A 13,440-nucleotide genomic window follows, 5' to 3' on the forward strand; every position below is an offset into this window, starting at 1 on the left:
ACCGCACTGTCCGGCGGCTTTTTTTGCCGAGTAAACCTCATGAATACATTTAGATGGATTACGCTCGCTGCGCTAACGGTGGCGTTGGCTCAGCCATTTACCAGAGCCGTTGTCGCCGCCGATTTTGTCGACGTGCTGTCGAGCCCCGCGATTCAGAGTGAAAAGGCGATTGGCGGGGTTTTCACCGGGTTGACCCGTGCAGGTCAGCGCCTGGTCGCCGTGGGCCAACGCGGCCATATTTTCTATTCCGATGATAACGGCGTCCGCTGGCACCAGGCAGAAGTGCCGGTGAGTTCCGATCTGGTGGCCGTGCAGTTTCCGAGCCCGACGCAGGGGTGGGCGGTCGGGCACGACGGCATTGTGTTGCACAGCGACAACAGGGGTGAAACCTGGACGCGTCAGCTCGATGGCCGTCAGGTGGGCCAGATCATGCTCGAACATATTCAGAGGCAAGAAGGGCAACAGCCCGATGATGCGTTATTGGCTGAGGCTCAACGAATGGTCGATGAAGGGGCTGACAAACCTTTTCTGGACGTCTGGTTCGCCGATGATAAAACCGGATATATCGTCGGTGCGTTCAATCTGATTTTCCGCACCGAAGACGGTGGCCGCAGCTGGGTTCCATTGATGGATCGCACCGACAATCCGGGGGCGCTGAATTTCTACGGGATGCGTGCAATCGGCGATGACCTGTTCATTGTCGGCGAGCAAGGCCTGGTATTGAAACTGGACCCGGCAACGCAACGCTTCATCAACATCCCGACGCCCTACGGCGGCAGCTATTTCGGCATCACCGGCAAGCCGGGCTCGGTGCTCGTTTATGGCCTGCGGGGCAATGTTTATCGCAGCGTCGATCACGGCGTGAACTGGGACAAGGTTGAGCTGGGTCTGTCCTCGAGCATCATCGCGAGCACGATCACCGCCGACGGCCGAATCATCCTGGTCAGCCAGGCCGGGCATGTGCTTGTCAGCACCGACGACGGCGCCAGTTTCACGCTAAAGCCGCAAGACCGCCTGGGGCCCGCCGCTGCGGCGCAGGCCATCGCATCAGGCGTCGTGGTGGTCGCAGGCGCACGGGGCTTGCGTCAGTTGCCCTTCGAATGAGCCCACCCCACATAATAAAAAGAGACGAGCCACTTCATGGGTAACTACAACCTCGATACGATGCCGGTGATCCGAGAGCTGAAGGGCTTCGATGCTCGCTCCGGCAATGTCCTTGAACGCCTGATTTTCAACAATCGGCTGCTGGTGGTACTGACCTGCCTGATCGTGACGGTAGTGCTGAGCTATTTCGCGGCCACTCGGCTGGCGCTCAATGCCAGCTTCGAAAAGATGATTCCGCAGAGTCAGCCGTACATCAAAAACTACCTTGAGAATCGCCAGTCGTTACGCGGGCTGGGCAATACGGTTCGGGTGGTGGTGGAAAACACCGACGGCGACATCTACGACCCGAAATACCTGGAGGTGCTAAAGCAGGTTAATGACACCTTGTTCCTGACCCCGGGCGTGGACCGGGCCTGGATAAAGTCATTGTGGACGCCTGCCGTGCGCTGGACCGAGGTCACGGAGGAGGGCTTCCGTGGTGGCCCGGTCATGCCGGACTCCTACGACGGCTCGGCCAGTGGCGTCGAGCAACTGCGCTTGAACATTACCCGGTCCGGGATCATCGGCAGTCTCGTCGGCAATAATTTCAAATCGAGCATGATTGTGGTGCCGCTGCTGGAGAAGGATCCGGTCACGGGCGCGGCAATCGACTATCACCATTTTTCGCGGATGCTTGAAGAGCAGCTACGCGACAAGTTTGAGTTTGCCGGCAGCAGCGCGGTACACATCGCTGGTGAAGAGGGCAAAGGCCCGATCAAGATCCGCGTGATCGGTTTCGCCAAACTGGTGGGCGATCTGATCGATGGCCTGATGTTGATCATGATGTACTTCGGCGCCGCAGCGCTGATTGCCACTGCCATCATCTTTGGCTTTACCCGTTGCGTGCGCAGCACTGCGCTGGTGATTCTGTGCTCGGTGGTTGCGGTGGTCTGGCAACTGGGCCTGATCTCCTTGTTCGGTTTCGTACTCGACCCGTTTTCGATCCTGGTGCCGTTTCTGGTGTTCGCCATCGGCGTGTCCCACGGTGCGCAGAAAATGAACGGGATCATGCAGGACGTCGGACGCGGCACCCATCAGTTGATCGCCGCGCGTTACACCTTCCGCCGTCTGTTCCTGGCCGGACTGACCGCATTGCTGGCCGATGCCGTGGGTTTTGCGGTACTGATGCTGATCGACATTCCGGTGATCCAGGACCTGGCCGTCACCGCGAGCATTGGTGTGGCGGTCTTGATCTTCACCAACCTGGTGCTGCTGCCAGTGCTGCTGTCTTATTGGGGTGTCAGTCCCAAGGCGGCGGAGCGCAGCCTGCGTCAGGAAAGGCAGGAGGTGAAGGGGAGGGGGCTGGGCAATTTGTGGAGCCTGCTTGACCGCTTTACCGAACGTCGCTGGGCGACGGTGGCGGTGGTGGTGGCCGGGTTGCTGGCGGTAGGTGGCTTCATGGTCAGCACGCATTTGAAGATTGGTGATCTCGATCCGGGCGCACCCGAACTGCGTGCCGACTCACGTTACAACCGCGACAACGCTTACATCACTGCCAACTATTCGCTGTCCAGCGACCAGTTTGCGGTCATGGTCAAGACCGCCAGCGAAGGTTGCCTGAAGTACGAAACCCTGGTGGAAGCCGATCGTCTCGGCTGGCTGCTGCAACAGCAACCGGGCGTGCAGACTACCGTGTCGCTGGTCAACGCTGTGCGCCAGATCACGGCGGGTTCCTATGAAGGCAACCCGAAAATGCTGACCGTCGCGCGTAACCAGAACGTGCTGAACTACGGCGCGCAACAGGCCTCGGTGAACAACCCGGAACTGTTCGACAGTGATTGTTCGATGATGCCGGTAATCGCTTATCTCTCCGACCACAAGGCCGAAACCCTCGATCACGTGGTGAAAGTGGCCGATCAGTTCGCTCGCGAACACAGCAACGACGATCGGCAGTTCATGCTCGCCGCCGGCAGCGCCGGGATCGAAGCGGCGACCAATATCGTCGTGCGCGACGCCAATCGCACCATGTTGTTCTATGTGTATGGCGCGGTGATCGTGCTGTGCTTCATCACCTTCCGCAGCTGGCGAGCGGTGGTGGTGGCGGTCGTGCCGTTGATGCTGACGTCGATTCTCTGCGAGGCGTTGATGGTCTGGCTGGGCATGGGCGTGAAGGTCGCGACCTTGCCGGTGATTGCCTTGGGTGTCGGCATCGGTGTCGATTACGCGCTGTATCTGCTCAGCGTTCAGTTGGCTCAGCAGCGTGCCGGTCTGTCGTTGACCGATGCCTACAAAAACTCTGTGGCGTTCACCGGCAAAGTGGTGGCGCTGGTCGGCATCACCCTGGCGGCGGGCGTGATCACCTGGGCGTGGTCGCCGATCAAGTTCCAGGCCGACATGGGCATCCTGCTGACCTTCATGTTCATCTGGAACATGGTCGGCGCCTTGGTGCTGATCCCGGCACTGTCGCATTTCTTGCTCCGTCGTGCTCCTTGAAACGGCTGCTTGCATGATTTATCCGCTCGGCTACCTGTGAGTCTCTGCCGTTTCTGAAACGTCGACATCAAACAAGAATAAAAGGAACACCAAACCATGCTGGGCTACATGCAGATCACCGACCGCGCCAAGGACGTTATCAAGTCGGGCGGCGAGTGGATTTCCTCGATTGATCTGGAAAACGCTGCCGTCAGTCATCCGGCCTTCGTCGAAGCGCTGCCGCATACCGCCACCGGGAAATTGCAAAAGATGAAGCTTCGCGAGCAGTTTCGCGACTTCAGCTTTCAGAGCTAAAAGGCTATTTATCCAGTGGCACGATCAGCGGGCCGGCGAAGGCCTGCATGATCAACGCCACGGGTTGCTTGTGGCTGACCAGTTGGGCCATGGCGTTCATGTAGGGCGTCAGGTGACGAAAGTATTTCTTGTAGCTCGGACACAGGTAGTTCAGGCCCGGCTCGCCGTTGGGCGCATTCATGAAGCGGTTTTTCGGGCATTCGCCATGGCAGGCGAAGCGGTAATCGCACTGCTGGCAATACGTCGGCAGTGTCTCTTCTTTGGCGGCGCCAAAGGTTTGTTGCGCAGCAGAGGCGAGTAGCACGGCAGGATCATCGGTCTTCAGGTTGCCCAGTAGGTACTCGGGATACATGTAGTGATCGCAGGAGTAGACATTGCCGTCGTGCTCCACGATCGCCGCTTTGCCGCAGCGCGGGCTGAACAGGCACACCGAGGCCGGCAGCTGACACCATGAGGCCAGTGCCCATTCGAAGTTCATGACATGAACCTCTCCGACATCCTGGCGTACCCACTCGTCAAAAATCGTGATGAGAAAATCGCCATAGGCCTGGGGTGCAACCGTTTGCTCCGTCACCATCGCGGGCTCCGGCACCACGTGCAAGCGCAATTCCGGCGGGATAGCGAAATGCAGACCCAGACTGACCTGTGAGGCGCTTGGCGCGCGTTCCACCACGGGGTTGAACTGAATATGACGAACGCCCTCAGACTTGAGGAATCGATAGATTTCCAAGGGGAATCTGGCGACATCGCGCGCCACGGTAACCAACACATTGAAGTCGACGCCATGGTGCTTGAGTAGTTCGAGACCGTGCATCACGTCATCGAAACTGGAGCGTCCGCGCTTGTCGGGGCGATAGAGGTCGTGGACGAATCGCGGGCCATCGAGGCTGATCCCCACCATGAAGCGTTCACGGGCGAGGAATGCGCACCAGTCGTCATTGAGTAACGTGCCATTGGTCTGCAACGTGTTGCGAATGACTTTGTTCCCCGCGAACTGGCGTTGATACAGGACCGCGCGTTGGAAAAAATCCAACCCCAGCAACGTCGGTTCGCCGCCTTGCCAGGTAAATTCGACTTCAGGCGTGGGCTGGGCCTCGATGTAGCGCTGCACATACAGACGCAGTACCTCATCGGTCATGCTGAAGCGTTCCCGAGGCGGGTAAAGCTGTTCTTTTTCGAGGTAGAAGCAGTAACTGCAATCGAGGTTGCAGATCGGCCCGACGGGTTTGGCCATGAGATGCAAGCCCTGGGGCGGGGTTTCGTGGGTAGGCATGGGGGGCAGGGTCCGGGAGTCATCAATCTGCCGCCCGGATGTCCGGACGGCATTGAGGGTCAAGGCAAATACGTCACGTGTACATCCTTGACCTTGCCATTGAATGCGAAGGGCGCACGCTCGAAATAGTCCAGGGTGACGGGGGAACCGAGGTCTTCAGCCACGTCGAAAGTTTCGCTGGCGGTGAATGTCAGTGCCGGAGTGAACGGCGTCACCCCTTGGGCGACTTCCTGCCCGTCAAGTCGCAGGCTCAGATTGGCCGGCGCTCCGGACTTGGCTGACGACAGGGTCGTCAGCACTTCGATATTGACTTTGCCTGCGGGTACTCGTTCGGCCGAACGCAGTTTGACTCGAGAGATAGCCAGCGCGTTGTACTCGTAAATCAGGAAACCGTCATCCATGTACAGGCTGACCCCACCACCGATACCGCCCAACGCATACAACACGCCGGTGGCGTTAGCTGGAACGTCGGCGTCGACGACAACTTTGCTGTTCTGATTGCGCAGGTTGGGGGCAGCAAATTCCGGAAAGCGATGGACGCGATCACTGAAATGCCATTCGCGTTGGCTGCTGGAGATTCGTGCAGTCGGATCGAGGAAGGGGTAGAGACCGGCACCAATCGGATAGACATGGTTAGCCTTGGCCTGCACGTCAAACTCGGCCTTCAGCTCCGCAAGTTTTTCCGGATTACTCGCGGCTACATCGTTGGCCTGGGAGTAGTCGTTTTGCAGGTTGTAGAGCGACCATCGATCATTCGCCGGATTCCAGCCCATGAACTGCGCAAAACCTTGCACCCAGGGTTTGCGCGGGCCAAAAACCGAGGCCATCCAGCCATCCTTGTAAACGCCGCGACTGCCAAAGACTTCGAAGTATTGCGCCGGTTTTTTCGACTTCACCTGAGCGTCGTTGAAGGTGTAGCGCATGCTGACTCCATCCATTGGGTCCTGAGCGATGCCGTTAACCTCTTTGGGTGGCGTGATCGACAGCACGTCGTAGACAGTCGGGGCAATGTCGTTGACATGGTGGAATTGTGCGCGAACTCTGGCGTCGGCCTTGATCTGTTTCGGCCAGGAAACGGCCAGCGGCGTGCGCGTACCGCCGAAGTAGCCGGCGACTAGTTTAGTGCCTACGAAAGGCCCTGAACCTGCCCAGGCCCACGCGGCGTTGTACATGCTTTCAAGTTTAGGACCGCCGAGTGCGGACAAGCCGCCATACATCTCGTTGAGGACTTTCAACTGCTGCTCTTTGGGGACTGGAATCCCATTTTGGGCCAGCAACTCATTAATCGTGCCTTCCATCCCCTCGGAAGAAGCGCCGTTGTCGCTGAAGACATAAAAGATCAGTGTGTTGTCGCGCTTACCTTCACGCTCCAGTTCGTCGAGGATCTTGCCAGCCTGCGTGTCGGCATGTTCCAGGAAGCCGGCATACACCTCCATCAACCGCGCCTGATACTGTTTCTGTTCGGAAGACAAGCTGTCCCAGGCTGGGAGTTCCGCCGGGCGCGGCGTGAGGACGGCGTCCTGCGGGATAAAGCCCAGAGCTTTCTGGCGAGCGAACGTCTGTTCACGATAGGCGTCCCAACCACCGTCGAACTTGCCTTTGTATTTATCGGCCCACTGCGCATTCACTTGGTGCGGGCCATGCACGGCACCCGGTGTCCAATACATGAAAAATGGTTTTGCTGGCGCGTAGGTCTGATGGTCTTGCAGCCAGTTTACGGCCTGATTGGCGAGATCTTCGCTGAGGTGATATTTCGGATCTCGCGCCGGTTCGATTGGCGTTGTGTTGCGGTACAGACGCGGTTCGTACTGAGAGGTTTCGCCGGCCAGGAAACCGTAGAAATATTCAAAACCGTAGGCCGTCGGCCATGTATCGAAAGGACCGGCCGCCGTGGTGTCCAGAGGGGGGGTGTTATGCCATTTGCCGAACGCGGCGGTGCTGTAGCCATATTGCTTGAGCACCTCGGCCATGGTCGCCGAGCTTTTGGGTATCTTGCCGGTGTAGCCATCCCAGTCGGTGGCCAGTTCTGCGATAACGCCGTTGCCAACTCGGTGATGGTTTCGTCCGGTGAGCAATGCGGCGCGAGTAGCGGAGCTGATGGCAGCGGTATGAAAAGCGTTGTAGCGCACACCGCTGTCGGCGACTCGACTCAGGGTCGGCGTATGGACTGCGCCGCCGACAGTGTCGGACTGCGCGAAGCCGGCGTCATCGAGCATGATTACCAGAATATTGGGGGCCTCGGCAGGAAGGTGAGATTGATCCTGACGTTTCTGGTGCTTCGATTCTTGCAGCGTCGGTTTGGCGTCACTGGCCGAAGGCGTCGGCGGGAAGGGCAGTGAGTCTTGTGCGGATGCGACCGAGCTGGCCAACAGTGCGCAGAGTTTCAGGGTGAAACGTCCGGCGGGTTGCAGCTTCTGGGACATGGGTGTCTCCGTTTTTTATTCAATGCAACGGCGCAGCCGCCCGGTCGAACACCGGACGGCCGAAAGATTGGAGGGCTGGTCAGACCGCAAAGCTGGTGATGTCTTTGGGCTCGAGATCATTGGCCTTGCAGAACGCCAGGTAACGATCCACGCTGGATTTCCAGTTCTCGATGGCCACGACGTTGTTGTTATCGTCGTAGTAGAGCAGGTCGCCCTGGGTGATGTTCAAGGTGATCAGTTCATCGCCATATTCAGTCAGCACGATAGGCGTATGGCTGGAACCTGCGGTTTCGAAAACCACGCCGCCCTGTGTCGAGATCCAGTCGTGCTCCAGGTATTTCCAGCCACCCTTGACGGTGTAAACGATGACCGTGCCGGAGTGATAGTGCTTGGGCAGAGAAGACCCGGCCGGGGCCTTGAGCAGGGTGATGGTTTCCCCGCGAACCGGGTCGCATTTGATGTATTTGATGAAGATTTCATCGCTGTAAGGTGCGAACGGAACCCACGGCAGGTCCTCGTCGTTGATGGACGAGGTGTCGATGTTTTCATAAAACATGCTTGTTGTTCTCTTTTGGACGGTGGAAGGATATACACGGTGCGTCAAGAGCATCGTGAACAGGCTGTGCTCACACCGCCCCCCTCTTGAGGAGGGGGATCCATCCAATGGCGTTGAATCGCGGCATGCGGAGTGCCGTGCAAATAACGCCCAAACAACAACGTATACGGTTTGCGGCCACCACTGGCCTTTGGGTAATTACAGCGGACGTCAGGGCCTCTGCGAAACCCTGACGCCCCGGTTCAGCGGCGTCCGCTGCAATCGGTCGTTAGGTGCTCAATTGATTTTGACGATCGAAGGCGGACTCCACGTGCCTTTGCCAGGAGGCAGGACGGAAGGGTTTTCCGTCTTCGGCCAATACAGGCGCATCACCATGTAGATCAGATCATTCGGTGCAGGCAGCCAGTTGCTTTCATTGTCCGCGCCGGGTGAGTCCTTCTGGATGTAGAGCGTCAACGAGCCGTCTGCGTTCTTCTTCATGTCGGGTAGCATCGGCGAATTGAGGAGGTAGCGATTGATCGGATTCTTGATCAGCAGTTGCGACTTGCCGTCGTACATCGTCACCGACCAGAAAGCATTGACCGGCGGGAGCTGTCCGGCGGGGAAGGTGATGGTGTAACTATGCTTGCTGCCGTCGAGCGGCTCGCCATTGGGCAGAGTCCTGGTCAGCGGATACGTGGCTTCCTCGGAATTGTTGCCGTAGATGCCAGCTTGCGCGATAGCGGCACGCTTCAGCCAATCGCCATGGTAGAAAGCGGCGTCGCCGCCCGTACTCGCAATGTTCCAGCCGTTGATCTTTGTGCCAAGATTCTGGATCCCTTCCTCGACCTTTGCGTGCCCAGCCTGCATGCCCTGAATCACTGCGGCCTTTTGCTCGGCGGACAAAGCCTGGAAGTCGAAGTCCTTGCCGGCGCCAATACCCAAGCGGGCCAGCTTTGCGCGGATAGCCGCTTCATCCGGCGTGGCCGGGGCAAACTGCAAGGCAAAGCCCAGATACTTGAAGAAGTCGGTCTTCGCCAGGGCCTTGTCGATCTTCGGGAAGTCGATCGCCGGCGCGGCAGGTGGTGCAGGCTGCTTGAGATAGGCGGAAAGCGGCTGTGCCGTGTAGCCGGATTGGATCTTTTCGACGTTCGGCATGTCCGCCGGATTGTAGAGTTGGGTGCGATAGGCCGCGAAGGGGAGTTGCGTGCGGGAGTGAAACACCTTCTTGATGCCCGGTGGGGTCACGCCCTTCCAATCGGGGCCGACCACCATGTAATCGCCGGCTTCATTACCGGTGGCGCGGCTACCGATGTAACCGAAGTTGTAAGTGTTGCCATCAATGAGCTGCACTGAGTAGTACCGCGGTTTCTCCACCGCCGGAACCGAGAGCACGATTGGCTCGGCGCGCACGTCCATGAACATCATGGAATACGGCGTGTCGCTGTTAGGCGTAATGATGGCCGTGTCCGTGGGGGTCGCGACATGGTGCAGGCTGTGCATGTGGTTGAACGGCGCCTTGAACTGGCTGGAGTTCTTGTCCACGGCGTAGTCGTACATGACCGCGTAATTCATCACGATGGGCAGACCGTAGACATAGCCTTCCTCGGCGATGGCCTTCGTTTCGGCTGCAGTGATTTCCGTTGCGTGGCTGAGGGAGGATGTAAATGACGCGAGCAATAACATCGCACAGCCAAATGTTCTCGGTAGTGTGGTTGTCATGAACCTGAAACTCCATTTTTCGCATTAGATGGGGGTGTCGGTCAGCTAATTGCTAATCAGGCGATATTCCCCAAAGGCAGGAACCCCTGACGATCTTGATTCATATCTGTGCCCATCAAGGAGGCAACTTCTCGAATTGCGCCGAATCGCAGGCGATCAATCATTCGAGCGCTAAACGCACATCTCACGGATCGTTTCACTTGGGAAAGAGTAGTGTATACGCCACCCGAAAGCCCCAACCGTGCGCACCATCTTCAGGACTGTCCGCCCAGTATCGCGGCCCCACCTGAAGGCTCATGGGCTGCTTGCCAACTTTGAACAATTGCGTCACGAACAGGTTGATCGGCACATTCCACTCCCTGGCTTCCCAGTCGTAAGTGGATTCTGTATTAATGCCAAAACTGGTGTACGACGCTGTGGTATAGACCAGAAAGGGTTGCAGATACGTCTGATTGACCTTTTCCTTGTCATTAGCCGGGCTGTTGTCCAGCGACCAGATGTGGTTCGCCAGAATACCGGTCGTCCAACCGTTGGCCTGCTTCAACGCCACCGCTGTCGGTCCAATCCCCCATTGTTCGCTACTCAGTAGCTCATTACTACCGGTCGGCAACAACAGCGCGGGGCCTGCGCCCCAGATCCAGCCGCCCTCGGTCGGCTTTTTGGGAGAGAAAAAAAAGCTTTGTGAGGTGTCGCCCACTCCGCTCTTATCGGCGATCCCCCTCGGTGCCAGTCCATGCTGATCGATGATCGGGAGAATCGTGCGAGAGATCAGATTCCAATCTTCATTGAGTGTGAACGGTAAAACCGGCTGGATGTTGGTGACACTCTGGATTCCATCGCCGGAGGGCCCCATTTTCTGATTCCAGTTGTATTGGATGGGCAAGCTGTACAGCGCCGCCACTGGATTCAATGACTGTTTAGCCAGCTCCGCCTGATCGTCAGCCTGACTGGAAATGGATACACCGAAAACTGAAAGTGCGAGCAAAAGCCGTTCAATGCGTCTGTACATGTCGAAATCCTTGAATGCGGATCGCCGCAGGCTCCTCGACTATCAAGGGGACCCGCTGACGATAGGCAGAAACTGCTTGAGCACCTCGAGTTCAGCGGGCCGTGATTCACTGACACAAAACGATAAAGGCACCCGATCTGTAGTGGGCATGCCTGCTTCATACTGAGGTTACTTACTTCACAAGTTCAACTTCCCCCCGTAACCAAGTCTTGTCGAGCCCAGGCACGAGGAGTCGTAAAGTTTTATCGCTGCAGTGACGATTACTTGAGTAACGTCTGCATGTCGCTGGTCATTCCCTTGATGGCCGCTTTGAAGTCATTCACGCCAGTGATTTTGTCTGCGGGATCAGCGCTCGTTCGTCTTTGCGACCATCCTCCATCGAGTATTCGCTTTCCATGGTTGCCAACTCCTTTCGAAAGAGTTCAAGCATAGCAGCGGCAGTGTGGGTTGAACCCTACAAAACCGGACACCAACTCCCTGTTGAATTGATGCGGTTGCCATGCGCCTGAACGCCCTCAGTGAACCGCGAAAAGATTTGGCGTCGAACGAATGACTTAGCAGCGGTGTCCCGCTCACCAGGCAGGCGCCTGCGCTGGAGGTGATGAAGTTGAAGCCTGCCAAATCACGATGCATGGGGAGTTTTGCCATGTTCATCTGATGAAAGAACGAGGGAAACACATGGCAATTTTGCTTTTTTTTTGCCGGTGGGAGGTTTTGCAGGAGCGAGCTTGCTCGCGATGGTCGTTAACGAAATCGCGTGTTTACAGAATAAACGCAGCGCTCTTGAGTCCATCACGAGCAAGCTCGCTCCTACAAAATTTGTTAAGAAGGCAGGTACGGTGTTTTACGAATCCGAACAGTCAGCCTTAACTGCCTTGCGGCATAACGCGGGCATCATTGCCTGAGCCCTGGATATACACCTTCGAGCCTTTAGTCAGGGACGGATTGATCGGTTGGGTCACCGATACCAGCACGCCACTGTTGACCCGCACGATGATCTGCTGCGCCTCGACCGGTTGGTCATACTTTTTCTTCTCGGCGTAGTTACCGCCAGCAGCACCGGCGAGCGCGCCGGCAACCATGGCGACGTCACGCCCAGTGCCGCCCCCGATCAAGCTGCCAACCGCCAGGCCGCCAAGACCACCGAGTACGGCGCCGACACCACTGTCGTGGTTGGTTTGCATCTGCGTCAGCGATATCTGCTCGATCTTCCCTGAGCGAATCTCGATTTCACCGGCGCCGCCATCGGTTGACCCGACGGCGGAGCAGGCACTTATCAGCACCGTCATCAACGTGACTGACAGCCAGGACAGGATTACTTTCATTGCGGTGCACCTCGTTATTGGTATTTGATTGCAATGCCTTTCAGCTGCGTCCTTGAATCGTTTCTATGTCCCGGCTTAACACAAGCACATTGGTAACGAGAGCCGCAAAGAGTAACGACTGCTGCAATCTTGAGAGTCGAAGCGATGAAGAGGAAGACATGTCAGCATCCACTGCTGGAAGTGTATTGAGCCAACGTCTGTTGGCAGTTCAATCAAGGCTTAACTGCGAATGAACGCCCAGAGATCGACGTTCAACTTGTCGATCGCCGCTTTGAAGTCTTGGGCGGTGATCTTCTGGCTCTCGTTTTCCAGCGTTGTACCAAACACTTTGCGTACAACCTTGGCTACCGTCTGGTTGGTTCTCGCATCGATAATCTCGGCCTCGATGAACAAAGTGCTGTCCTGATCACGGTGGCCGGTGGCGGCCTGTGTTGCTCCGACCACGGCGGCGATCGGTACCACTTCGTACCATTTCATCCCTTCGTTTTCGGCACTCACCCCGGTGATCGCCGCACGCATCAGCAGGGTGTTGGAACCCACCGGCGCGGCGCTGGTATTGGAAACCACACGGTATTTCTGACCCAGGGTGCCTTTAACCTTACTGGTCATGTAGTTTTGGATGTCGGTCAGCGTTTGCTGGTTGACCCGCTCATCGGGCTTGGGCGCGGGATAGAGCTCCAGCTTGTTGAACACCACCGTGTCATAGGCATTCGGGTTCCACGACGGACTGACCCAACGCATTGTTGTGCCGCCGCTTGCCGTTTTGACTTCCTGCAAGTTGTTGTAGTTGGACAGGTAGCCCGAGTATTGCTCGGCTTCAGTGACTTTCGATACGCAGCCGGTCAATAACAAGCTGCTCAGTGCGGCACCCGTTATCCATTTGTGCGAGAAATTCATATAACGGTACTCCTTGAGGGATGTGTTCCTGAATGTCTTTTACTCAAGGTCAGACCCTGTGGCCTCAGCCCTTTCGGAATAGGGCCCACTGGATCTCAGCCTGAGCAATCGAATGACTGCTTGCCAACTGCAAGCAGTCGCAAGCGTCGCGTTACTTCGATGCCACCACTGCCGGCGGCTGCCAGTTGCCGTTGCCAGCGGGAAGAATTGAAGGCTCTGTCGCCTTCGGCCAATAGAGACGCATCACCAGATAGACTGTGCCGTCAGGCGCGGGCAACCAGTTGGCCTCTTTGGCCTTGCCGGGCGAATCCTTCTGGATGTACAGCGTCATTGAGCCATCCGCGTTCTTCTTCATGGCCGAGAGCATCGGCGAATTGATCAGGTAG

At 57.2% G+C, this 13,440-nt stretch carries 10 protein-coding genes and 1 pseudogene; 3 read left to right on the forward strand and 8 right to left on the reverse strand.

What is annotated here, in order from left to right; translation table 11 throughout:
• The first annotated feature begins 39 nt into the window (after positions 1 to 39).
• The 3 genes and pseudogenes from ACM6IR_RS11720 to ACM6IR_RS11730 form a co-directional block, all read left to right on the forward strand.
• On the forward strand, positions 40 to 1,104 hold the full coding sequence (locus ACM6IR_RS11720; RefSeq protein WP_414907845.1) for a WD40/YVTN/BNR-like repeat-containing protein: 1,065 nt from the start codon (positions 40 to 42) through the stop codon (positions 1,102 to 1,104).
• Positions 1,105 to 1,140: 36 nt separating this feature from the next.
• Complete coding sequence (locus ACM6IR_RS11725; protein WP_414907846.1) at positions 1,141 to 3,576, forward strand: efflux RND transporter permease subunit; 2,436 nt, start codon at positions 1,141 to 1,143, stop codon at positions 3,574 to 3,576.
• Between the two features lie 102 nt (positions 3,577 to 3,678).
• Positions 3,679 to 3,870: pseudogene (locus tag ACM6IR_RS11730) on the forward strand (long-chain fatty acid--CoA ligase); the annotation flags it as partial.
• Between the two features lie 4 nt (positions 3,871 to 3,874).
• On the opposite strand, the gene ACM6IR_RS11735 reads toward ACM6IR_RS11730, so the two are convergent.
• The 8 genes from ACM6IR_RS11735 to ACM6IR_RS11770 all read right to left on the reverse strand — a co-directional run.
• On the reverse strand, positions 3,875 to 5,143 hold the full coding sequence (locus ACM6IR_RS11735; RefSeq protein WP_414907847.1) for an anaerobic sulfatase maturase: 1,269 nt from the start codon (positions 5,141 to 5,143) through the stop codon (positions 3,875 to 3,877).
• 59 nt (positions 5,144 to 5,202) lie between these two features.
• Positions 5,203 to 7,566, reverse strand: coding sequence for an arylsulfatase (locus ACM6IR_RS11740; protein ID WP_414907848.1), 2,364 nt, complete (start codon positions 7,564 to 7,566; stop codon positions 5,203 to 5,205).
• Between the two features lie 79 nt (positions 7,567 to 7,645).
• Positions 7,646 to 8,122 (reverse strand): 2,4'-dihydroxyacetophenone dioxygenase family protein, encoded by a 477-nt coding sequence (locus ACM6IR_RS11745; RefSeq protein ID WP_414907849.1) that lies wholly within the window; start codon positions 8,120 to 8,122, stop codon positions 7,646 to 7,648.
• Between the two features lie 276 nt (positions 8,123 to 8,398).
• Positions 8,399 to 9,787: a DUF1254 domain-containing protein gene (locus ACM6IR_RS11750; protein ID WP_414907855.1), complete on the reverse strand. Its 1,389-nt coding sequence runs from the start codon at positions 9,785 to 9,787 to the stop codon at positions 8,399 to 8,401.
• Between the two features lie 232 nt (positions 9,788 to 10,019).
• Positions 10,020 to 10,832: a transporter gene (locus ACM6IR_RS11755; protein WP_414907850.1), complete on the reverse strand. Its 813-nt coding sequence runs from the start codon at positions 10,830 to 10,832 to the stop codon at positions 10,020 to 10,022.
• An 866-nt stretch (positions 10,833 to 11,698) separates the two neighbouring features.
• Positions 11,699 to 12,157 carry a glycine zipper 2TM domain-containing protein gene (locus tag ACM6IR_RS11760; protein ID WP_414907851.1) on the reverse strand — a complete coding sequence of 153 codons (459 nt, stop codon included), beginning with the start codon at positions 12,155 to 12,157 and terminating at the stop codon, positions 11,699 to 11,701.
• Positions 12,158 to 12,376: 219 nt separating this feature from the next.
• Positions 12,377 to 13,054 (reverse strand): DUF3313 domain-containing protein, encoded by a 678-nt coding sequence (locus ACM6IR_RS11765; protein ID WP_414907852.1) that lies wholly within the window; start codon positions 13,052 to 13,054, stop codon positions 12,377 to 12,379.
• Between the two features lie 151 nt (positions 13,055 to 13,205).
• Positions 13,206 to 13,440 (reverse strand): DUF1214 domain-containing protein (locus ACM6IR_RS11770; RefSeq protein ID WP_414907853.1); only part of this gene is annotated, 235 nt, incomplete at its 5' end.

The sequence above is a fragment of the Pseudomonas sp. IT-P253 genome (genome assembly GCF_949768125.1).
GTDB lineage: Bacteria > Pseudomonadota > Gammaproteobacteria > Pseudomonadales > Pseudomonadaceae > Aquipseudomonas.